20 protein-coding genes and 2 pseudogenes are annotated in these 20,573 nt (G+C 54.1%); 15 read left to right on the top strand and 7 right to left on the bottom strand.

Translation table 11 applies throughout. From position 1 onward, the window contains the following. Nucleotides 1-34: 34 nt before the first annotated feature. Nucleotides 35-979, bottom strand: a complete 945-nt coding sequence (locus tag V0R60_RS06045; protein ID WP_330078979.1) for an alpha/beta fold hydrolase — start codon at nt 977-979, stop codon at nt 35-37. Between the two features lie 160 nt (nt 980-1,139). Here V0R60_RS06045 and V0R60_RS06040 point away from each other — a divergent pair, with 160 nt between their 5' ends. From V0R60_RS06040 to V0R60_RS06030, 3 genes and pseudogenes are all read left to right on the top strand, one after another. Further along, entirely contained in the window at nt 1,140-1,859 is a 720-nt protein-coding gene (locus V0R60_RS06040; protein ID WP_330078980.1) for a helix-turn-helix transcriptional regulator, read from the top strand. Nucleotides 1,860-1,925: 66 nt separating this feature from the next. After that, nucleotides 1,926-2,210: pseudogene (locus tag V0R60_RS06035) on the top strand (GFA family protein); the annotation flags it as partial. Between the two features lie 81 nt (nt 2,211-2,291). Then, the gene (locus V0R60_RS06030; RefSeq protein ID WP_203482275.1) at nt 2,292-2,741 is read left to right on the top strand and encodes a GNAT family N-acetyltransferase; all 450 of its coding nucleotides are present in this window, start codon (nt 2,292-2,294) and stop codon (nt 2,739-2,741) included. A 143-nt stretch (nt 2,742-2,884) separates the two neighbouring features. Here V0R60_RS06030 and V0R60_RS06025 read toward each other — a convergent pair whose 3' ends face one another. Continuing rightward, nucleotides 2,885-3,778 (bottom strand): LysR family transcriptional regulator, encoded by an 894-nt coding sequence (locus V0R60_RS06025; RefSeq protein ID WP_330078981.1) that lies wholly within the window; start codon nt 3,776-3,778, stop codon nt 2,885-2,887. Nucleotides 3,779-3,874: 96 nt separating this feature from the next. On the opposite strand from V0R60_RS06025, the gene V0R60_RS06020 reads away from it, so the two are divergent. Both V0R60_RS06020 and V0R60_RS06015 read left to right on the top strand, forming a co-directional pair. Further along, nucleotides 3,875-5,020: an alpha/beta hydrolase gene (locus tag V0R60_RS06020; protein ID WP_330078982.1), complete on the top strand. Its 1,146-nt coding sequence runs from the start codon at nt 3,875-3,877 to the stop codon at nt 5,018-5,020. Nucleotides 5,021-5,065: 45 nt separating this feature from the next. After that, a complete protein-coding gene (locus tag V0R60_RS06015) occupies nt 5,066-6,280 on the top strand; it encodes an MFS transporter (RefSeq protein WP_330078983.1) in 1,215 nt (404 codons plus the stop codon). A gap of 8 nt (nt 6,281-6,288) precedes the next feature. Here the strand turns inward: V0R60_RS06015 and V0R60_RS06010 are convergent, their stop codons facing one another. Then, on the bottom strand, nt 6,289-7,224 hold the full coding sequence (locus V0R60_RS06010) for a DMT family transporter (protein ID WP_330078984.1): 936 nt from the start codon (nt 7,222-7,224) through the stop codon (nt 6,289-6,291). Nucleotides 7,225-7,393: 169 nt separating this feature from the next. Here V0R60_RS06010 and V0R60_RS06005 point away from each other — a divergent pair, with 169 nt between their 5' ends. From V0R60_RS06005 to V0R60_RS05995, 3 genes are all read left to right on the top strand, one after another. After that, complete coding sequence (locus tag V0R60_RS06005; RefSeq protein WP_330078985.1) at nt 7,394-8,287, top strand: LysR substrate-binding domain-containing protein; 894 nt, start codon at nt 7,394-7,396, stop codon at nt 8,285-8,287. 99 nt (nt 8,288-8,386) lie between these two features. Further along, a complete protein-coding gene (locus V0R60_RS06000; RefSeq protein WP_330078986.1) occupies nt 8,387-9,091 on the top strand; it encodes an SDR family oxidoreductase in 705 nt (234 codons plus the stop codon). A gap of 161 nt (nt 9,092-9,252) precedes the next feature. Further along, nucleotides 9,253-10,053, top strand: coding sequence for a lytic transglycosylase domain-containing protein (locus tag V0R60_RS05995; RefSeq protein ID WP_330078987.1), 801 nt, complete (start codon nt 9,253-9,255; stop codon nt 10,051-10,053). A 536-nt stretch (nt 10,054-10,589) separates the two neighbouring features. Here the strand turns inward: V0R60_RS05995 and V0R60_RS05990 are convergent. From V0R60_RS05990 to V0R60_RS05980, 3 genes are all read right to left on the bottom strand, one after another. After that, the gene (locus V0R60_RS05990; RefSeq protein WP_330078988.1) at nt 10,590-11,051 is read right to left on the bottom strand and encodes a type II toxin-antitoxin system YhaV family toxin; all 462 of its coding nucleotides are present in this window, start codon (nt 11,049-11,051) and stop codon (nt 10,590-10,592) included. Beyond that, nucleotides 11,051-11,368: a type II toxin-antitoxin system PrlF family antitoxin gene (locus V0R60_RS05985; RefSeq protein ID WP_136475791.1), complete on the bottom strand. Its 318-nt coding sequence runs from the start codon at nt 11,366-11,368 to the stop codon at nt 11,051-11,053. Before V0R60_RS05985 ends, V0R60_RS05990 begins: the two co-directional genes overlap by 1 nt. A gap of 237 nt (nt 11,369-11,605) precedes the next feature. After that, a protein-coding gene (locus V0R60_RS05980; protein WP_330078989.1) for an IS3 family transposase occupies nt 11,606-12,756 on the bottom strand; the annotation gives its coding sequence in 2 pieces (ribosomal slippage) (nt 11,606-12,519 and nt 12,519-12,756; 1,152 coding nt in all). A 697-nt stretch (nt 12,757-13,453) separates the two neighbouring features. Here V0R60_RS05980 and V0R60_RS05975 point away from each other — a divergent pair. From V0R60_RS05975 to V0R60_RS05950, 6 genes and pseudogenes are all read left to right on the top strand, one after another. Next, nucleotides 13,454-14,599: pseudogene (locus tag V0R60_RS05975) on the top strand (trans-sulfuration enzyme family protein); the annotation flags it as partial. Between the two features lie 287 nt (nt 14,600-14,886). Next, a complete protein-coding gene (locus V0R60_RS05970) occupies nt 14,887-15,666 on the top strand; it encodes an ABC transporter substrate-binding protein (RefSeq protein WP_330078990.1) in 780 nt (259 codons plus the stop codon). After that, complete coding sequence (locus V0R60_RS05965) at nt 15,663-16,331, top strand: amino acid ABC transporter permease (RefSeq protein ID WP_330078991.1); 669 nt, start codon at nt 15,663-15,665, stop codon at nt 16,329-16,331. The genes V0R60_RS05970 and V0R60_RS05965 overlap by 4 nt, the downstream gene beginning before the upstream one ends. After that, nucleotides 16,328-17,104: an amino acid ABC transporter ATP-binding protein gene (locus V0R60_RS05960; protein ID WP_330078992.1), complete on the top strand. Its 777-nt coding sequence runs from the start codon at nt 16,328-16,330 to the stop codon at nt 17,102-17,104. The genes V0R60_RS05965 and V0R60_RS05960 overlap by 4 nt, the downstream gene beginning before the upstream one ends. A 135-nt stretch (nt 17,105-17,239) precedes the next feature. Then, nucleotides 17,240-18,163 (top strand): LysR substrate-binding domain-containing protein, encoded by a 924-nt coding sequence (locus V0R60_RS05955; protein ID WP_330078993.1) that lies wholly within the window; start codon nt 17,240-17,242, stop codon nt 18,161-18,163. A gap of 151 nt (nt 18,164-18,314) precedes the next feature. Next, entirely contained in the window at nt 18,315-18,512 is a 198-nt protein-coding gene (locus V0R60_RS05950; RefSeq protein ID WP_330078994.1) for a hypothetical protein, read from the top strand. A gap of 211 nt (nt 18,513-18,723) precedes the next feature. Here the strand turns inward: V0R60_RS05950 and V0R60_RS05945 are convergent, their stop codons facing one another. Then, nucleotides 18,724-19,641, bottom strand: coding sequence for a LysR family transcriptional regulator (locus tag V0R60_RS05945; RefSeq protein WP_330078995.1), 918 nt, complete (start codon nt 19,639-19,641; stop codon nt 18,724-18,726). Between the two features lie 125 nt (nt 19,642-19,766). Here V0R60_RS05945 and V0R60_RS05940 point away from each other — a divergent pair, with 125 nt between their 5' ends. Next, nucleotides 19,767-20,525 carry a 5-oxoprolinase subunit PxpA gene (locus V0R60_RS05940; RefSeq protein ID WP_330078996.1) on the top strand — a complete coding sequence of 253 codons (759 nt, stop codon included), beginning with the start codon at nt 19,767-19,769 and terminating at the stop codon, nt 20,523-20,525. The last annotated feature ends 48 nt before the right edge of the window (nt 20,526-20,573 follow it).

Genomic DNA, 20,573 nt, shown 5'->3' with positions numbered 1-20,573 from the left:
AGAGGGCTCAAATGAGTTGTTGCTCTTTTGAGGGTCAGCTTGCAGACGTCTGCTTTAACCAATCCAGAATTATCTTGGTTGTATCTTTTGGCTTCTCTTCCTGAATCCAGTGGCCTGTGTCCAGACTGACAACCTCAACGTTTGGCACAAAGTCACCCAGATTGGGGGATTTTGGTATCGTATCGCGGTCCCCGTAGATCATCAGGGCGGGGTGAGGAACAATCGGGTCTACGTCCGCCAAGAGACGCCAGTTGCGGTCCAGATTTCGATACCAGTTGATACTGCTCGTGAAGCCAGAGACCTCGAACGCCGCGTCGAGGACAGACAGCTCGGCATCTGTCATGATCGGCTCTCCGGTACCAGCCTCAGCCTCAGCCAAGTTGATCATTGCCATTCCTGGGGCGGGTGCTTGTGTTTGTTCGTTCTTGCGATACAGATTTCGAAGGAACTGTCGCCTGTTTCGATCCAGGATCGCGTCTGCCACTCCGGGGTGCCGGTTGAAATGCACCATATAGTTATCAGGCCCCATGAAGCTTTCGATCAACTCCACCCATGGGATGTCACCCCGTTCCTGATAGGGAAGTGCGAGCGCGATGAGCTTGCTCACCCGGTTTGGATGCAGTAGCGCCGTACCCCAGACAACATTAGCGCCCCAATCATGGCCGACAAAGACGGCATCGTCGTATCCAAAGTGATCAAGCAGCGCGACAAGGTCGCCAGTCAAATGCGCGAGGTCATATGCGGTCACGTTAGTCGGCCGTGCAGAATTGCCATACCCACGCTGGTTCGGCACGATGACGTGATAGCCAGCGGTCACAAGCGCTGGCAATTGATACCGCCAGCAAAAGGCATGCGCCGGCCAGCCGTGACAAAGCACGATCGGTTTTCCAAAGTTTTCTTTTCCGGCTTCAAAAACTTCCAATTCAACACCGTTTACCGATATCAAAGTGGGCTGGGGAAAGCCGTTGGAGTTAAACATTTATCTTCCTTTGGGTTTGGATGGGCGATCAGGCAGCGGTTCAGCACTGAATGCCGGTAGGTCAGAGGGTTCGAGCCAGGCATCCAGCTGGCGTCGACACTCGTAAACTACGAGGTAAAGGTGTCAAAATCTGAAACCTTTGATTATTGATCCAAAGAAAATGAATGTTCGCCTTCGACAAGAAGCCATCATACGCAGTCTCCGTCGCAACGGATCATCAACCATTGCCGAGCTCGCAGGGCAGGTAGGGGCTTCCCGCAGCACGCTGCTACGTGACATTAATGCGTTGCGAGAACAGGGTTTTGTCATTCGCTCTGAACCAGGTCGCGGCGGCGGGCTGCAGCTTGACCCTCGTTCAGTTCAGACCGCGCCACGTCTTTCAGTGATCGAGGTTTTTGCGCTTTTGATCAGCGTGGCATCTATGCGCGCGGCGGGAAATCTACCATTTTCAAGCATTGCAGATACCGGGCTTGCAAAGATTGAAAAGGCACTGCCGTCAGACAAAATACGGGATTTGCGGCATTTTCTGGACTGCCTATATATTGGGGAACTTGCCCCGCAGGTGGACAGATCCAATATCGGAACAATGGACCCTTCCTTGCTTCCAGAATTCGAGGCAGCGTTTCTTCAGCGCCTGCATCTGCGGTTCAATTACCGCGATGCGAAAGGTGAATGCAGCACACGTGTGGTTGAGCCGCAGGCGATGTTGATTCTGCCGCCACTCTGGTATCTGGTGGCCTGGGATCCTGCGCGTGAGGATTTCCGGCATTTCCGCATGGACCGGATCAGAAAACCGCACTGTATCGAAGGAACGACGTTTCGAAAACGAAACGTCGTTTTCGATAATGGCGTCCGGCCTCTGGATAATTCACAGCGCTAGTGTTTCTGAATATGAGGAAACATCTATCCGCTGTATCCGCACCCACTCAACAAGCGGTCAATAGGCAAAGGGCACGGGGCATTGTTCGCGTTCTACGGCAGCGTTCCTCGCAGCGCGCTTCGCATACTAGCGGGTTCGAGCTGCATCAAAGCCTATGCCTCATCGGAGACGGTTGTGCGCGAGTTCTGCGTGGAGTGTGGTTCGACCTTGTTCTGGTCACGATCACAAGGGGTGTTTGTCGACTGGGTTTCGATTGCCTTGGGCACGCTCGACACTCCGTTCAAAGCGGATAAGCAAAAACATGTTCATGCTGATGCCGCAGTCCAATGGTACACGCCAGCAGGCGACTGACAGTGTTTGCTCGAACAGACCGCTGACCCATAATTGCCTTGGAGATGAGAGACTCATTCATTTCAATCACGGAAGATGGCCATGCAGATACGCAAAATGACTCACGACGACTTGCCTAGCGTCAATGCCCTTTGCCTGGAGTCTTTCACGTTGGCGGTTGCGCCGTCACTGTCGGCGCAGGGCGTGGAGACGTTCGCCAAGGTGGCTGCACAGCAGGCGTTTGCCGAGCGAATGATGGGCGACAACCTGATGCTGGTGTGTGTGGCAGACGGAGCCCTGACGGGGCTGATTGAACTCAAGGAAGGGCGCCATGTGGCGATGCTGTTCGTTGCGCCTGGCTGGCAACGTCGCGGCGTCGGGAAGCGTCTGGTGAATGCGGCGCTGGAGCAGGCCAGCGCCCATGTGGTGACGGTCAGGGCGTCGTTGCCCTCAGTGCCCGCTTATGAACGTTACGGGTTTGCGATGGCGGGGGAGGTGGGCGAGTTTGCCGGGCTGGTCTATCAACCGATGGAGAGGCAGTTGACTGATTGAGGGGCTAACGTCGCGACAGTTCGATATCCGCTTCTGGCCGGTTTCTGCTTGCCGTCGAGGGCTGCAATCGGCCGAAAACAGCCAGTTGTGAGTAACCCTATAGCCTTCCATCCGGCGTTACCGCACCGAGAACAAAAGAACGTTCAGCTTCGGTACCTCAGCGCCTCTACCAATGCAGAAAATGCGGGAGAGGACTGGCGCCTGTTGGGGTAATACAAATGGTAGCCCTGAAATTTGGGACACCAATCGGCCAGGACTTCTTTGAGTTGGCCGTCGGCCAGGTACGGTGCGACCAGTTCCTCTGGTACGTAGGCCAGGCCAATGCCATCAACGGCAGCATTGAGAACATGCATGATGCTGTTGAAAACGAGTTGGCCATCTGCCTTGACCGTAAACGCCTGGCCATCGCGTTCAAACTCCCAGGCGTAAATCGCCCCTGACGGTCTGTGTCGAATATTGACGCAGTCGTGGGCCGTCAGCTCATGGGGTGTCGAGGGTGCAGGTTTGCGCTCGAAATACGCCGCAGAGCCCACTACCGCCAACCGCCAATCCGGTCCTATGCGAACTGCAATCATGTCCTTGCTGATTGATTCGCCCATGCGAATTCCAGCATCGAAGCGTTCCTCGACTACGTTGGTGAATCCATAGTCGACGTAGAACTCCAATGTGATATCTGGGTAGTTCTTCAGGAAGTCTGCAAGCATCGGCCGAATGCACAACTCGATCTGATCGTCAGTGCAGGAAATACGGATCGTGCCGCTGGGCTTGTCCCGCAATTCGCTCAAGGCATCCAGCTCAACGGCGATCTGATCAAAAAGCGGAGCGATCGAGCGCATCAACCTTTCTCCAGCCTCTGTTGGTGACACATTTCGTGTCGTGCGGGCCAGCAGGCGTATGCCCAGTCTTTGCTCAAGTGCCCGGATTGTATGACTTAGCGCAGAAGGCGTAACGCCCAGTTTGGCGGCCGCTTTTGTGAAACTTTGATCGCGCGCCACAGCGAGAAAAGCCTGTAGGTCATTGACTTTGGTGGTGGCCATTAATGAATTTTTCTCAAAACCGCATGAAGATTATGCCTACTAATCAGGGTATCTCTAATCCGTCAAGCTCTGCCACCTATCTGCAACGGAGTACCGATGATGAGCGAGACACCTGTAACTCTGCCTGTACCTACGGAAGCCTCGGTCTGTGCGGGGCTTGACCGACGCGAGTTCTTAAAGGTTACCGGCGTCGGTATTGCGGCTCTGGGCGTCATTTCGGCCGCGGGCGGGTCAGCCTTCGCAGCTGAAGTGAAAAACGCTGTAGGCGCGCCGGAAGATGCCGACAATTTCTATAAAAGCGACAAGGTCACTGTGAGCAAGGTGACCTTCAAGAACTCATACAATCTTCAGATCGTGGGTAATCTTGTTACCCCCTTAAGTCTGGCCCGAAACGCTAACGTGGCTGCAATTATCGTCGGTCATCCCATGGGCGCTGTTAAAGAGCAAAGCTCCATGCTCTATGCGCAAAAGCTGGCAGAGCAAGGCTTCATCACGCTAGCGATTGACTTGCCTTTCTGGGGTGAGAGTGAGGGCCAGCCTCGTAACCAGGTGGCCCCCGAAATATATGCCGATGCATTCAGTGCCGCTGTTGACTACTTGGGCTCGCAGGACTTTATCGACCGCAACCGTATAGGCGTGCTGGGTATCTGTGGCAGCGGTGGCTTTGCCATCAGTGCGGCCAAGATGGATCCGCGTCTAAAAGCCGTGGCCACCGTCAGCCTTTATGACATGGGCGCCGTCACCCGTAATGGCCTGGGGCACTCGGTGACTATCGCGCAGCGCCAGGCCATGCTCGCAAAAGCCGCCGAGCAACGCCACGACGAGTTCCCTGGCGGGCAACTGCAATTTCTGAACTATCTGCCGTTGCAGCTTGCTAAAGACGCCGACCCGGTAACGCGTGAGTTCTGGGACTTCTACCGCACGCCTCGTGGCATTCATATCCCTCCTGGCAGAACACTGAAACTGACGCAAAACCGCGCGTTGAGCAGTGAAGTCAGGTTCGTGAATTTCTATCCATTTAACGATATTGAGACGATTTCCCCGCGTCCCCTGCTGTTCATCGCGGGCACTCAGGCGCACTCCAGAGAATTCAGCGAGGACGCCTATCAGCGCGCCGCCGAACCCAAGGAGCTGGCCTGGGTTTCAGGCGCGGGTCATGTGGATCTGTACGACCGCGTGAACTTGATTCCCTGGGCCAAACTCACCGCCTTTTTTAACCGGCACCTGGCGGTGTTTAGTTAAAAGGCCAGTGCTCCAGTCAACAACGATAGGAATAGAGGTTTATTTATGACGGCTCAAGTGCACGATGTCTCGGATGTCCTCGGTACGCTGGAGGCTGGGGAGATGCCGGCTTACTGGAGTAGCATCTTTGCGATGTCACTGTGTGTATTCGCGCTGATCGCCTCGGAATTCATGCCGGTCAGCTTGCTCACGCCGATTGCGTCGGATCTGCACGTCAGTGAAGGGCTGGCCGGGTACGGGATCGCCATCTCCGGCAGCTTCGCGGTGCTGACAAGCCTGGCGATTTCCAGACTTGCGGGCTCAATGGATCGCAAGTTGCTGCTGCTGATGCTTACCGGGATTATGTGCGTATCCGGCCTGGTGGTCGGTGTGGCGCCAAACTATACGGTGTACATGATTGGGCGGGCGTTGATCGGCGTGGTGATCGGCGGATTCTGGTCGATGTCGGCGGCAATGGCCGTTCGCCTGGTACCGCCGCACAGCGTGCCCAAGGCGTTGGCGATCTTCAACGGCGGCAACGCTTTGGCAACCGTAGTGGCCGCACCACTGGGGAGCTATCTGGGGAGTGTCATCGGGTGGCGGGGCGCGTTTTTTTGCCTGATCCCGGTAGCGATCATTGCCTTGATCTGGCAGTGGGTCAGCTTGCCAGCCATGCCCGCTGCGCCGCGTAAAGCGGGCGCTGGCAATTTCTTTCGATTGCTCAAGAGCCCATTGATCGGTTTCGGCATGTTGAGTGTGGGCATTTTCTTCATGGGGCAGTTTGTCTTGTTCACTTATCTGCGCCCGTTCCTGGAAACCGTCACGGGTGTAGATGTGTCCATGTTGTCGATGATTCTGCTGGTCATCGGTGTGGCGGGTTTTGTCGGGACCATCCTGATCGGCACTGTGCTGAAAACCGGCATGTACCGCGTCCTGATTGGTATTCCTTTGCTGATGGCCGCCCTTGCACTTTCCTTGATCGTCCTTGGCGGCGAAGTTGTGGCGGCTTTTGTGCTGCTGGGGTTGTGGGGCCTGATCGCGACGGCGGCACCGGTGGGCTGGTGGTCATGGTTGGCCAAGTCGGTGCCAAGGGATGCTGAAGCCGGTGGTGGCCTGATGGTGGCAGTCATTCAACTGTCCATAGCGTTGGGATCTACTCTCGGTGGATTGCTGTTCGACGGGAGCGGCTATCGCATCACATTTCTTGCAAGCGCCATTTTGCTGATACTCGCCGCAGTAATGGCCTTTTTTACGTCGCGAAACCAGATGGGCAGGCTGTAGGCAGCGACCTAACCGCCACGCGGTCTCACTACATCGACAACACCTGCGCTGCCGACGTCGCGAGGTTTGCGGATTTGGGCGTGAATTTGCACCAGCGCTACGCCGGCCAAGATAAGCCCCGCCGCAATCCAGGAGCCCGTCGTTATGGGCTCACCAATCGCTGCGCCAATCAGCAGCGCTACAACGGGTGGGATATAGGTCACGGCTGAGGCGGTCAATGCGCCAAATGCCTCGACAATGTAGTAATAGGCAAGGTAGGCAGCGCCGGTGCCCAGCAGTCCTAAACCGACCACCAGGCCAACCCCGGCACGCGGGTTCAAGAAGACCACTTCGATGCCATCAAGGGGCGTAACGAGCAACAGCAGGAAAAGCGCAGAGCCAATCTGGTAGGTGGTGAGGGCTGCAGCGGGTAGGCCCAGCGGGCTCAAGAACCGTTTCGCGTAGACGAAAGAGCCACCCACGCTCAACGCACCGAAAATCATGTAGCAAATGCCAGCCGGACTAATCACCCCTTGTGATGACCACGGCCTGGCCACGATTAGAATGCCAGCAAAGCCTAGCGCGATGCCCAGTGTCTTCACTGTATTGATCTGCTCGCTGCGCAGGAACAACCAGGCGCACAGGAAAGTGAACAGGGGTATCGCACCTCCCAACATCCCGGCAATGCCCGTATCGAGTAATGCGGTGCCTTTGGCGAATGCAAAGTAGTACACAGCGGTTGCCAGCAGTGACATCGCTAGAAAATGGTGAGCATGTCGCCAGTGGCTGCGCTTCAGGGCTTTAGTGCTGACGGCATAAGCCAGCACGGGCAAGAAGCCGAACAACACCCGCAACAAGGTGATTTGCAATGGCGAAATAAGCTGCGCAGCCCATTTGACGAAGATGAAATTACTGCCCCACACCACGCCGAGGAAGATGAAGGCAGCGACAGCGGTCTTTTTCATGAGAGAACCCGTTAGTGGATATCGGTTTTCTACTGGCACGGGTTTCTTTAATTATTCTCAGAGGGTAGCCTCGGCACAGTGACTCTTTTGAGCCCGGTCAGGTTAACAACCTTGCCCAGGCGTGAGAGAGGCATGAAAATTTTCATAACCCGATAGAAATTCCATTGCCATGTCAGACGGTTTTCCTCAATTGCCATCGCTTAACGCGCTGCGTGTTTTTGAAGTAGTGGCTCGCCATTTGAACTTCCGCCTAGCGGCCGAGGAGCTGGGCGTTACCCAGGCAGCGGTTGCTCAGCAGATACGCGGGCTGGAGGCGAGTCTGGATCTGCGTTTGTTTGAACGTATGCCCCGGGGCCTTGCGTTGACCGACGCGGGCCTGGGCTACAGCGGCAACATTCGCAGTGCGTTGGCCATGATCAATGAGGCAACACGCCTGCTCAGACCCCAGGCGGCTCACCTGACGGTCAGCGTGACACCTACCTTTGCTTCTAAATGGCTCATTCCCAGGCTTGGCAGTTTTGCTCTGAGTTATCCGGATATCGACTTGCGCGTGCTGGCTACCGATCGTCTTTCCCACTTCAGCACCGATGGCGTAGATATTGCCGTGCGCTATGGCAATTCAGCATTCGGGGCGGGCCTTAATAGCGAGTTGCTGATGGAGCAGCGCATCGTTGCGGTAGCCAGCCCAACGTTGTTTGAAGGCGTCGCAGCCACCGTCAGCTTTGAGCAGCTTCAAGATTTCATCATGCTTCATGATGCCCATAACTTCTGGCCGCAGTTCCTTGCAGAACTATTGCCGCAACATGCACAGCCAACGGCCAAAAACCTGCGATTCAACCAGACCTCGTTAGCCATTGAAGCGGCCATTAGTGGGCAGGGCATCGCGTTGGCCAGTGCGGCCTTCGTCCACGATGACATCGTCGCCGGCAGACTTGTGCAGGTGTTTGCCCAGCAACTCACCGTCGAGAAGTCGTTTTATCTGGTCTGGCCACGGAAGATTCAGCAGCCCGAATCATTAAGTATTGTGAAGGATTGGCTCAAGATCCAAGCTGGCGATAGTTAATCTACTGAAAGCGTAAAGTTTCGCTGTCTCCCTCCTGGTGAAGGCTGCTGCTAAGGTTAAGGCACTTAAGCAATCAGCATTTCAATATCTGGAGGCAGTATGTCAGTAGGAAAAGTTGCGATCATCACGGCCGGCGGCAGCGGTATGGGCGCGGCAGCAGCACGACGTTTGGCCGCCGATGGTTTCAAGGTCGGCATTCTCTCTTCTTCGGGCAAGGGTGAGGCGTTGGCTGCCGAACTCGGTGGTATTGGTGTAACCGGCAGCAACCAGTCGGTTGCAGACCTGCAACGCCTTGTCGATACAGTGGTGCAGAAGTGGGGCCGTATCGATGTGCTGGTCAACAGCGCCGGCCATGGCCCGCGCGCACCGATTCTGGAAATCAGCGACGAAGACTGGCACAAGGGCATGGACACGTATCTGCTCAATGTCATTCGTCCAACGCGCCTGGTGACCCCCTACATGCAACGTCAGAAGGGCGGAGTGATCATCAACATTTCCACCGCCTGGGCGTTCGAACCCAGTGAGCTGTTCCCGACGTCCGCTGTATTGCGCGCAGGCTTGGCCGCGTTCAGCAAAATTTTCGCCGATACCTTCGCTGGGGATAATGTACGTATCAACAATGTGCTCCCTGGATGGATCGATAGCCTGCCGGGCACTGAGCAACGTCGCGACAGCGTGCCGCTCAAGCGCTATGGCACCAGCGAGGAAATCGCGGCCACCATCGAGTTTCTCGCCAGTGACGGCGCTGCCTACATCACTGGGCAGAACATCAAGGTCGATGGCGGCGTGACCCGCAGCGTTTGATCCGCCGTGGCCGCAGCACGTCCCGCAGCCAAGTTACAAGGCCGGTTACAAGGGGTATAACTACCAGAACATAAGGTGGGCCAGCCGGCATGGGCCATCCCAAGACAGCCCCCGGGCGTGGTGCCCAGGGCTGAGCACCACCTGCGGCGTGGAGCGATGTGATGAGTTGCAGGGCATGGCGATGGGTTCGCAAGAGCGTTGTGGGCTGCATCCAGCTGACATTGCTGGTTGCTCCACTCTGCGCCAGCGCCATGTTCAAGTGCCAAACCATGGACGGCGCCATTCACTACACCCGCCAAGCCATTGCCAGCGCTGACTGTACCCACGTCAATGATGGCGCGGGCGCCAGCGCTAAGGTCTCGGTCTTGCCACGCCAGGTGCGGGCCGACGACACCGGCGCGGTGCGGGTCAGGGTGTTCACCTTCATCCACAGGGGCGTTCGACAATATGTGAGCCGGCGCCCTGTCGGGATCTCCGCACGGGTCGATGTTCTTGAGCTTTATTACATCAAGGACTGCTATCTGTGCATGGCGCCGAAGGACTTCAAGGTGGCTTCACTGCGTCTGGACACCCAATCCTATCGGCGAGAAATCGAGGCCGCCGCGGGTAAGTATGGGGTCGACAGGGCGCTGGTCCGCGCCGTGATACACGCCGAGTCAGCGTTTCGCCCCAACGCCATTTCAGTCGCTGGCGCTCAGGGACTGATGCAATTGATGCCCGCCACCGCTACGCGTTTCGCCGTGGATGATCCGTTCGATGCACGACAGAATATTCACGGCGGCGTGCGCTACCTGGCCTGGTTGCTCAAGCGCTTCAACGGCAACCAGATGCTGGCTTTGGCGGGTTACAACGCAGGCGAGGCCTCCGTGGTCGAACACAACGGGGTACCGCCTTATGCCGAGACGCAATCCTACGTCACCCTCGTGCAGTCCTTGGCCGAACGCTATCGCCAGCGGCGCTAGCAGCGTAAGGCGGGTTCAGGCCATGGAGCACAAGTCTATCTCCTCATTTCCGCCTCGCTGCGGCACTGTGAAAAGGTCGCGTCCGCGCAGTGGCCATATGACTGGTAGGGTCCTGCGAGGCGGTCGCACCGCTATATGCGCAACTGGCTGACATTGTCTTGCCTGGTTGATGTGCGTGCGATCCAGCGCGCTTTGGTGACAATGACTCCTATGGACATGTAACAACGTTGTCTACAACGCGTACTGTGAGTCGCCGGTCTCGGCGTTGTCGGTCGAGCAGGGCACCCTGGACATTGCCAACAGCCCTGTGATTGGGTTGATTGTCAATTCGGGTGTGCACCTACTTTTCGTCCATGGACTTCCCCGGCTAGATCACGGTCGTCATGAAAATATCCCACCTGGGCACCAGCGGCGCACGATATGCGCTGGCGCTAGGTGCGTTCGGTTCCGATAGTCGCCGCAGCTACGAGTGGATTACAGTGGACGCACCGGGGGGGCTGGCGCAGACCGTTCAAACCCTCGCTCATTTGCGCAACTCATGCTTTGGGCTCGTCCCAGTCGCTACGCGTCGCAGCAGTCAGCGCATCCCAGTCATCAGGAGGGTTGCCGCGGCCCAGCATCTTCTCGAATACGGCGTAGGGATCGGATTTGCTGCCTGTGGACCCTAGGGTGTTTTCGTCGTTGACCCATGCATAGACGATGACCTTGGATCTTGAGTCGTAGCGAAAAAACAGCCGAAAGCGCCTGCCGATTTTTGCGCGGCGCCAATGTCTGTAAGCGGTGCCCAGCGTGTTGCCTTGGCGGAATTCATCACGGCCTGGGTCGGCAGGCACAGCCTCCATGATCAGATGGCTCAATGCCCGAAACAGCTTGACGTTGGCGTTGCTCTCAAAACCTTGCGGATCGTTCTGCTCGGCTCGGGCGGCGGCTTCTTGCAATTTGCGTAGTTGTAAAGTCACACCTTCATGGAACAACAGTGTCCAGCCATGTCGCAGCATCAGATTGCGACCTCACCTTCGATATCTTCGTCCAGGTTTACGCAGTGGTTTGCGTTGGCGAGCATGGTTTGCGCCAAGTCTACCGGCAGAGTGGTGAGGTTGCGGCCGCCTCGGATATCAGCCTCCAGCAAACCCAGGAACGCACCGATGGCAGGGTCTTCGTGGGTGGTTTCTACGCGGCTGACCACGATTTCACCGCCGCGTACGTCGAATGCAATCTTGCCACCTGTGTCAATGCCCAGTAGCTGGCGAACGGATTTGGGCAGTGTGACCTGCCCCTTCGAGGTCAACGTGGCGATTTCGTGGATGGCAGGCATGAGTGTTCTCCCGGATATGCTGAATGAATGGTAAGGAATAATCCTTACACGGTCAATCTGGGTTCTTCTATCAAGCATAAGCAGCAATCCACTGGAAGTGAATGGAGCTCCATGGTTTGTGGAAAGGCAGAAATGATCAGATGAACAGCCAGCCCGGCGAAAACTAGAGACTATCCGGATCCCCAAAGAACATTTTGACTGGGCTCTAGGACGGTATTTTGAATCGCCCCGGATTCTTTAGACACCCAGCAAGCTCATTGCGTAACGCTTTTCAAACTCTACCGGTGACAGCTGATTGTTGAAACCATGACGGCGTTTTGCGTTGTAGAACATCTCGATGTAATCGAACACATCACTGCGAGCATCTTGCCGCGAGGTGTAGATTTTCCGCTTGATTCGTTCCCGTTTCAGAAGCTGGAAAAAGCTCTTGGCCACGGCATTGTCATGACAGTTGCCTCGACGACTCATGCTGGCAACCAAATTGTTCTCCTTCAAAAAGCTGCGCCAATCGGAGCTGCTGTATTGGCTGCCCTGGTCGGAGTGAACCATCACTTCCTGTTTCGGTTTTCGCCTCCAAACCGCCATCAATAACGCATCAATTGCCAAATCACTGGTCATCTGCGACTTCATTGACCAGCCAACGACCTGACGAGAAAACAGATCCAGCACCACTGCCAAATACAGCCAGCCTTCATACGTACGAATGTAGGTGATGTCGGTGACCCAAACCTTGTTGGGCTCTACGACATTGAACTGGCGCTTCAGCAAATTGGGTGAGGCTACCGCTGGCTTACCGCCGTACTTTCCAGGGCGACGTCGATACCCTGTCTGAGAGCGCAGCCCTTCAAGACGCATCAGCCTCGCCACACGATGGCGACCACAGTCTTCTCCGACCTCGCGCAGATCATCATGGATTTTTCGATACCCATAAACGCCGCCGCTCTCCAGCCATGAGTGCTTGATCAAACCCAGCAGTCGCTGATCGTCTTTAGCTCGTGCAGATTGCGGCTCAGACAGCCAGGCGTAATAACCGCTGGGATGGACTTTCAGCGTCAGGCAAAGCCGTCGAATCGAATAGTCGCCCGCGCGCTGTTTGATAAAGGCGTACTTCAGCCGCACTCCTTGGCAAAGTACGCGGCGGCCTTTTTTAATATGTCTCGCTCTTCAGTCACCCGCTTGAGTTCCGCTCGAAGACGACGCAGCTCAGCGTGCTGATCATCATCCTGCTGCCGTACTTCTTGAGGTTTGCTGTAGCGCTTTATCCAGGCATAGAGGCTATGCGTCGACACGCCGAGACGAGCCGCTACATCAGCTACAGGCAGCTTCTTTTCGGTCACTTGATTGACCGCTTGGATTTTGAATTCTTCGGGGTAACGCGGGTTGCTCATGGCACCTCCTAATTAGCCTCAGTTTAAGGCAAAGAGGTGTCTACGAAACCCGGGGCGATTCAAAAGGTCCCGTAGTAGTTTTGACCGAAGGCCGGTCGCTGAGGTCTCGGTCAAAGGAGCGGCGGCCTAGGAAGTTCAGGATTTACATGGTTTGCACCACGGCGACACCTCAGGATGAGGTTGATGGCTTTCCATGTATGGCCAAAGCTTATATCCGCCGCATACGAGAATAAGGGATTTGGCCCCGTAGCCGCTTAGGTCGTCCAGTGTCATTGCGCCGGGTTGGTGTGAGCATTCACGTTATTCATGATCTCAGCGACATTTTCGCCCACGTATAGCGTCTTGGCGTCTTGGCGTCTTCGCTCGCGATCGTCTCACTTATTTTTAAAAGTTTGGGATATTGGAGCAGTGTGCCATCGGCCTGCGTCTGTCCGCCTTCGGTCAGCAGGTAATTTTCTAGGTCGGGAGATTTGGCGATAAAGGGAGCAATCGCAACTTGCGCATGCACCTGCGCAGAAAGCCTCCTCGTACCGAAGCTCCGGCGGGGAAGGGGGCGGCTCGGACTGGGCAGATGCTGTACTCGATTAGTGGTGTCCGTAAAGCCATGCATATAAGTGTTGCTTATACACCTATAAGTTCAGATTGTAGACTTGTATTCTAATCATTATTAGACTCGAATAAATTCACGAGAGCCGTCAAGATGAACGAGAAGAGGCACAGTTATAAAAGTTTGGCCACGCCTATTTATAGGGGGTCTACCATAGTCTTTGAGAGCTTTGGAGAATTTGTAAATCGTCGAGATCGCCAGCCAGATGGTTACAGTTATGGGCTGACCGGATCACCAACTAACAGAGCCTTGGAACACGAAATATCTAAATTGCATGAAGGGGAGCATACAGTCGTCCTACCGTCTGGGCAGGCCGCATTAGTAATTACTCTTATTAGCTGTCTAAAACAAGGTGATCATCTGATTGCTCCGGATAATTGCTACGGCCCCATACGAGAATTTATCGATTCAAATCTCAGTGAATTTGGTGTCGCGGTTACCTTTATTTCTTGCGGCTCGCCGGAACATATTCAGCAAGCTATCCGTGGTACGACCGCACTAATACTGCTGGAGTCCCCCGGTTCGATCACTATGGAGTTGCAAGATATTCCAGGAATCGTTGCCATTGCCAAGAAATACTCTATTCCGACAGTGATCGATAACTCTTGGGCCAGTCCTCAAAATTTCAAACCACTGCATCATGGTGTGGATTATGTAGTAGAAGCACTGTCGAAAGTTGTGAGTGGTCATTCAGATCTGCTAATGGGTAGCGTTACTACCAATAATTATGAGATGTATAAGCGATTCAGAAGAAATCAGGATCTACTTGGGATGTATGCTAGTCCAGATGATTGCTTCTTGGCGCTCCGAGGATTAGAGACGTACGCGCTTCGACTTGAAAGGCAATCTCAAAATGCTATTAAAATCGCCAAGTGGCTAGAGCAGCACTCTGCAGTTAAAAAAGTTTATTTTCCTTCATTGGAGAGTTCAGAGGACTATACGCTATTCAAAGAAATTTTCTTAGGTTCAGGGTGTATGTTTTCGTTCTCTCTACATTGTGATCGGGGCGTCGAAACTTTTTTTGACTCACTAGGTGTTTTCACGATAGGTGCTAGTTGGGGAGGGACTCGAAGTCTCATTGCTTATTATCCAGTATCAACTTTGAAATCACGTCTGCATGTTACAGCTGATCCAATTGTTCGCATCTCGGTGGGCCTTGAAGATGTAGATCTGCTTATAAATGACTTAAATTCTTCGATGACTCATCTCATTGCTCAAATGCAGTCAAGTATTTGAGAGGTTGAAGATTTACCAGTAATCAACTGGCCGATGACTGTAATAGTTCCAGGCACGTAATGAGGAACGTGATGGGTGTAACGACCATATCGGCACTCAATAAGCTGCGCTTATAGTGTTATAACCTTGGCCTATTGACTCATTGTTTGCGTCTGAATACTCTAGTTTTTCGCCTTTGAGGTGAGTGGGAGCTTTTACAAGTTCTTGTCTAGTAGCGATCCCGAGTGATAACAAAAGCACTTAATAATTTTGGTGCCCTACAATAAATCCGCTTATGGAGTACATGAATGAACCAATTATCATCACCGATTCGCCAATTGTTTATTGGTGCCATTGCGGCCCTGTGCTTTTCTGCGGCGCACGCGTCTGAGATTACTTATAGAGTAGGCGCGACGCCCACAGGTGCTCCCTTCACGTTCCTTGATATAAAAAGTAATAGTATCCAGGGGGTGATGGTAGATGTGGCAAATGCACTTGGAAAAGTTGAGGGCTTTGATTGTGTATTTGAGCAAACCGGTTTCTCAGCATTGATTCCCTCTTTGACCTCTCGGAAGATTGACTTTATATCGGCATCAATGCTTAAAACCGAGGAGCGCTCAAAAATAGTGGATTTTACTGATCCTGTTTATGCGTTTGGCGAAGGATTAATTGTCCGTAATGATGATAGCTCTGCCTATCCAGATTTGGCGTCTCTTAAAGGCGAAGTTGTTGGTGTTCAGGCTGGCACAACATTTTATGATATTGTAAAGGGCGCAGGGGAATTCAAGGAAGTCCGTATATATGATTCAGTCGGCGAAATGATTTTGGATTTGTCGCTTGGTCGTATCAAAGCAGGTGTTGTGGATGAACCGGAGCTGGCATATCAGATTCGCAAAGGGCTAGTTCGTGACGTAAAGCTCGCAAAAGATTATAGGCCTGCAAAGATTTTTGATCTAAGCCTGGTCGTGCGTAAAGGGGATGCTGAAACTGTAAAAAGTCTGAACAAGGCAATCGCTTCTATCAAGGCCGATGGCACACTAGAGGCGATTCTGAAGAAATGGGGCCTCGACTCTCAGGTGACACCATGAATTTCGGTAGTTTCCTCCAAAATGCGCTGGATTTTCTGCCGATTTTGGCACAAGGTGTCTGGATGACAATTCAGATTACTGTGGTGTCTTTTCTATTGAGCAGTGCTCTTGGGCTCGTACTTGCTCTCTTGAAGCTGTCCCCACTGCGGATCTTATCTGTCCCAGCGAGCACATTGATTAATGTGATTCGCGGTATTCCAATTATCGTTCAGCTTTTCTATATCTATTTCGTCTTGCCTGAGTTGGGGATTCACCTCAGTGCATTCCAAGCTGGCGTGATTGGGATGGGAATAGCATACTCGGCATATCAAGCTGAAAATTTCCGCAGCGGCATTTTGGCGGTTGAGAAAGGGCAGCGAGAAGCGTCTGAAGCTTTAGGAATGAGGTCGGGCATGATGATGCGTAGGGTCATTCTGCCTCAAGCGTTCCGGATTTCTTTACCGCCGTATGGTAATACACTGGTGATGATGCTCAAAGATTCCTCGCTAGTTTCAACCATCACGGTTGCTGAGATAACCAGACAAGGACAATTAATAGCATCCTCTACCTACGAAAATATGACGGTATACACCCTGGTAGCATTGCTGTACTTGATGATGAGTTTACCTTTGGTATATGGCTTGCGGCATATCGAACAAAAAATGGCTTTAGGTAAAAAGATATGATTGGTATTCGCAGACTTGAGAAAAGCTTCGGTGAACATCGTGTTCTTCATGGTGTAGATCTGGATGTGGAGAAGGGTGAGGTCGTTTGCCTTATCGGGCCATCTGGTTCCGGGAAATCAACTCTTCTGCGGTGCATTAACGCACTGGAAACTTACGATGGTGGTGAGATTAGAGCATTCGGTGAGATCGTAAAAAGAGACAGTAATACCGTGCACGCACTTCGTAGTCGTATGGGTATGGTTTTCCAACGATTTAATCTTTTTCCGCATCGAACTGTACTTCAGAATATCATGGAAGGCCCTGTTTACGTCAAAGGCGAGCCTGTTGATAGAGTGCGTCCGGAGGCTCTTGCGCTGCTGGATAAGGTCGGACTCTTGGCTAAAGCAGATTCTTATCCTGATTCTCTTTCAGGTGGTCAACAGCAACGTGTAGCTATCGCGCGCGCCCTGGCCATGAAGCCAGAGGCGATGCTGTTTGATGAGCCTACCTCCGCTCTTGATCCTGAGTTGGTCGGGGATGTGTTGGATGTTATGCGTAACCTCGCGGTCGAAGGAATGACCATGATTGTAGTGACCCACGAAATGGGATTCGCTCGTGAAGTCGCTGATCGGGTATGCTTTCTTCATGGAGGTAAAATCGTTGAGAGCGGGTCGTCGAGCGAAGTATTGGGTAATCCTCAAAATCAAAGAACGCGCGACTTCTTGCGCCGAGTACTACACCCGAGCGGTAGCGACCTAGGCTCCGACAGTAGAAGCTTAGCTCAGTCGGTTTAAAATAATATTGCTAACCAAAGCTGCCTGGATTAGACAGTCTGCTCGCCGTTCCTCGGGCCGTAGACTGTCGAAGTCTATTGGCTTGAGTTGGAATCATGTTACCGTGTGCTGATCCGGTTAGTAGAGTTTACCAACATGAAAATTGGCGTGCGCGAGATCGAAATTTTTCGTGTCGTGATGAGAGCTGGGGGAACCAGCAAAGCTGCCACCATGTTGGGCATTTCGCAACCAGCTGTTAGTCAGTCAATTCGGAAGCTAGAGGAAGGTGCCGGAATCCAACTCTTTTTGAGACTTCGCGGCCGTCTGGTTCCCACTCAAGAAGCACAAGCATTGATACAGGATGTCGATCAACTCTTTATTGGCTTCGAATTCATCGAGCACCGCTTGAAGAGCTTAAGACAACGTGGGACAGATCGATTACGGGTGGCGGCCCACCCTGCTATGGGCATCTCATTCCTCCCTAGAGCAATCGCAGCCTATCAGCCAGACCGTCATGGCATGTTTATATCTCTCAGGGTTCTGAGTTCTAAGGAGGTATATCAGCAAGTGTCTTCAGGAGAATGCGACTTTGGCCTAATGGCAGATGAAATGCCCGTATATGGTTTGGAACATTCCGAGTTTTTATACACTCCGGGCTTGATAGTCATGTCCCCTAATCACCCGTTAGCCGTGAAATCTATCATCGAGCCGAAGGACATTGAGAATATAGACTTCCTGTCGTTGAATCCTGAGGATAGCGCAAGGCGACGACTTGAAGCCGCATTACAAGCTCACGGTGTTCAGGTGACTACTCGTATCGAAACTCCATATGCACATAGTTTATGTGAGATGGCTTTGCAAGGGCTCGGTGTCGCATTTGTGCAGCCTGTGGCTGCGTATGATTTCATTGATAGAGGGCTAGTAATACGACCGTTTTCGTTGGATGTTAATTTCAAGAGCTTGCTCGTTTTTCGTCCAGGAAATCCTCTAGGTCGAAACGCTCAGCTAATGTTAAAGACGATGCGAATTCAACTGGAAAAAGATCTGAGAAAGCTTCGAGGCGTGGTAGGGGCAATGTGATAGGAGTCCAGTCACGGCGCCATCCCTAGAAATGCGGGCTGCAGGTAGATTCACTAATTTTGGCATGTGAATTGTAAGCGGCAAGTAGAGCTTGATGCAGCGCGATAGCTTGTGCTGCCCAACGCCCTTACAAATCCAAAAAAAGTGTCCAATGCCTCAACTTGCCGAAAAACGCTATACCCCATTCAATAAGCAGTTCATTGCAGGAGTCTGGCGCGATGATAACGACAGTGGTGTGCTAAATATAACTGACCCATTCGATGGTGCTGCCCTTGCCCAATTTGTCATGGCCAACGAAAGTGACCTCGATGAAGCCTGCTCCGCAGCAGTGTCTCATCATGCTGTGTGATCCCCCACCGGCCAATGCAGGGATTTTGCCGCAGGTCAGACAGGGGAGCTATTTTTTCAACAGAATCGGCCGATTTCTGCCTGTCACGGAGGGTTGCGATCTATCGGTTGAATCCGCTCCCCAAATAGATTGGTTAATTGCTTCACAACCACCAAAAGTGGTCGTTTGCGACGTCACTCCGGCGCATCACTCGGATATGCTTTCGTTGCTTTCAGCGGCGTGCGGAAAGTTGTTGCGGCGCCAAAAAAGCATCGTGGAAGTAATTTCGGAACGCGTGCATCGCCGGGCTGAATTCCCGCTCGCGGTGCCAGGCCAGGCCGACGCTCATGGGGGTGACCTTGTCGGTGATGGTCACGGTTTCGATGCGTTTGCCTTCTAGCGACCAGGGGCGGTGCACCAGGTCGGAGAGGATTGCCACACCGCTGCCGTTGGCCACCATGCTGCGCACCGCCTCCACCGAGCTGGTGCGGACCCGCACGTTGGGTTGCTGGTGGGCGTGTTCCCAGTAGCGCATGGCGCTTTGCTCGGCTTCGTCGACGGTCAGCAGAATGAAGGGTTCCCGGGCCACATCGGCAAGGCTCACGGCCGAACGCTCGCACAGCGGGTGGTGGCTGGGCAGCCACAGGCGGCGTTCGGAGTTGAACAGGGTTTCGGAGACGATGTCCGGGTGCGTGAGGTTCGAGGTGAGCACCACCGCCATGTCGAATTCGCCTTCCAGCAGGCCTTGCTCGATGGCCTGGCGTTCGCGCTCGTGCACTTCAATGGCCACGTCTGGATGCCAGTGTTCCAGGCGCTGCAGATGGTGCGGCAGGAAGTAGCCGATCACCGTGTAGCTGGCCGCCACGCGCAACATGCCGCTGGCGCGCACGTCCGGCAACGGGCTGTTCAGGGCGTCGTCGACGCTGCGCAAAATCACGTAGGCCCGATTCAAAAAGTGCCGCCCGGCGTCGGTCAGGCTCATGCCCTGGGCCGAACGCTGGAACAGCAGGGTGCCGAGCATGCCTTCCACTTCCTTGATCGCAGTGGTCACCGCCGACTGGGAAATATTCAAATGAATCGCCGCCTGGGAGATCTGCCCGATCTCTGCGGTGGCGACGAAATAGCGAACCTGGCGCAGCGTCAGTGACATGAAAACTCCGGTCGACTGGGTATCTGTTTTTCAGAAGATATCCCATCTGATAATAGATCTTCCCAAGGGGTTAGGGGGAATCTAACGTGGCCTGCATGAAGTCACAAGCGTCAGGAGCAAGTGTCATGCAAGCAGTAGATTTTAATTCGGACATGGGCGAAGGCTTCGGCCCATGGACCATCGGTGACGGCGTCGACCCCGAACTGATGGGCTTCATCAGCTCCGCCAACATAGCCACCGGTTTCCACGCGGGCGATCCCGGCACCATGCGTCGCACGGTCGAGCAGGCCAAGCGCCTGGGCGTCGCCATCGGCGCACATCCGGGCTTCCGCGACCTGGTCGGTTTCGGCCGCCGGCACATCAATGCACCGGCCCAGGAGCTGGTGGACGACATGCTTTATCAACTGGGCGCCCTGCGCGAACTCGCCAAGGTCCAGGGCGTGGCCCTGCAACACATCAAACCCCACGGTGCGCTCTACATGCACCTGGCCCGGGACGAAGAAGCGGCGCGCTTGCTGGTGGAAAACCTGCAGCGCCTGGAGCCTGAGCTGCTGCTGTATTGCATGCCTGATTCGGTCATTTGGCGGATCGCCACGGAACTCGGCCAACCGGTGATCCGCGAGTTCTACGCCGACCGCGAATACGACCTCAGCGGCTCCATCGTCTTTACCCGCAATGTGCGTGCCTACGATCCAGCGCAAGTCGCGGCGCGGGTCCTGCGTGCCTGTCAGGAAGGCGTGGTGCGCACCGTCGAGGGCGAAGACCTGGCGATCGAATTCGATTCCATCTGTTTGCACAGCGACACACCCGGCGCCCTGGCGCTGGTCGAAGCCACTCGCAGCGCGCTGGATGGCGCGGGGATCAAGGTTCGTTCGCCGAGATAAATCAGCCGCAGAGACCCGACACGCAGACGCCAGGGTTTGCTTAACACA

Origin of the sequence: Pseudomonas auratipiscis, assembly GCF_036324085.1 — a bacterium.
GTDB lineage: Bacteria > Pseudomonadota > Gammaproteobacteria > Pseudomonadales > Pseudomonadaceae > Aquipseudomonas > Aquipseudomonas auratipiscis.
This window is presented reverse-complemented; position numbering and strand designations above follow the sequence as displayed.

Coding starts and splice junctions, on each gene's coding strand:
- V0R60_RS05965 (WP_330078991.1), top strand. CDS start 15,663: ATGAATTTCGGTAGTTTCCTCCAAAATGCGCTGGATTTTCTGCCGATT.
- V0R60_RS05955 (WP_330078993.1), top strand. CDS start 17,240: ATGAAAATTGGCGTGCGCGAGATCGAAATTTTTCGTGTCGTGATGAGA.
- V0R60_RS05995 (WP_330078987.1), top strand. CDS start 9,253: ATGAGTTGCAGGGCATGGCGATGGGTTCGCAAGAGCGTTGTGGGCTGC.
- V0R60_RS06020 (WP_330078982.1), top strand. CDS start 3,875: ATGATGAGCGAGACACCTGTAACTCTGCCTGTACCTACGGAAGCCTCG.
- V0R60_RS05950 (WP_330078994.1), top strand. CDS start 18,315: ATGCCTCAACTTGCCGAAAAACGCTATACCCCATTCAATAAGCAGTTC.
- V0R60_RS06015 (WP_330078983.1), top strand. CDS start 5,066: ATGACGGCTCAAGTGCACGATGTCTCGGATGTCCTCGGTACGCTGGAG.
- V0R60_RS06000 (WP_330078986.1), top strand. CDS start 8,387: ATGTCAGTAGGAAAAGTTGCGATCATCACGGCCGGCGGCAGCGGTATG.
- V0R60_RS06045 (WP_330078979.1), bottom strand. CDS start 979: ATGTTTAACTCCAACGGCTTTCCCCAGCCCACTTTGATATCGGTAAAC.
- V0R60_RS05945 (WP_330078995.1), bottom strand. CDS start 19,641: ATGTCACTGACGCTGCGCCAGGTTCGCTATTTCGTCGCCACCGCAGAG.
- V0R60_RS05970 (WP_330078990.1), top strand. CDS start 14,887: ATGAACCAATTATCATCACCGATTCGCCAATTGTTTATTGGTGCCATT.
- V0R60_RS06010 (WP_330078984.1), bottom strand. CDS start 7,224: ATGAAAAAGACCGCTGTCGCTGCCTTCATCTTCCTCGGCGTGGTGTGG.
- V0R60_RS05940 (WP_330078996.1), top strand. CDS start 19,767: ATGCAAGCAGTAGATTTTAATTCGGACATGGGCGAAGGCTTCGGCCCA.
- V0R60_RS06030 (WP_203482275.1), top strand. CDS start 2,292: ATGCAGATACGCAAAATGACTCACGACGACTTGCCTAGCGTCAATGCC.
- V0R60_RS05990 (WP_330078988.1), bottom strand. CDS start 11,051: ATGCTGCGACATGGCTGGACACTGTTGTTCCATGAAGGTGTGACTTTA.
- V0R60_RS06040 (WP_330078980.1), top strand. CDS start 1,140: ATGAATGTTCGCCTTCGACAAGAAGCCATCATACGCAGTCTCCGTCGC.
- V0R60_RS05960 (WP_330078992.1), top strand. CDS start 16,328: ATGATTGGTATTCGCAGACTTGAGAAAAGCTTCGGTGAACATCGTGTT.
- V0R60_RS05985 (WP_136475791.1), bottom strand. CDS start 11,368: ATGCCTGCCATCCACGAAATCGCCACGTTGACCTCGAAGGGGCAGGTC.
- V0R60_RS06025 (WP_330078981.1), bottom strand. CDS start 3,778: ATGGCCACCACCAAAGTCAATGACCTACAGGCTTTTCTCGCTGTGGCG.
- V0R60_RS06005 (WP_330078985.1), top strand. CDS start 7,394: ATGTCAGACGGTTTTCCTCAATTGCCATCGCTTAACGCGCTGCGTGTT.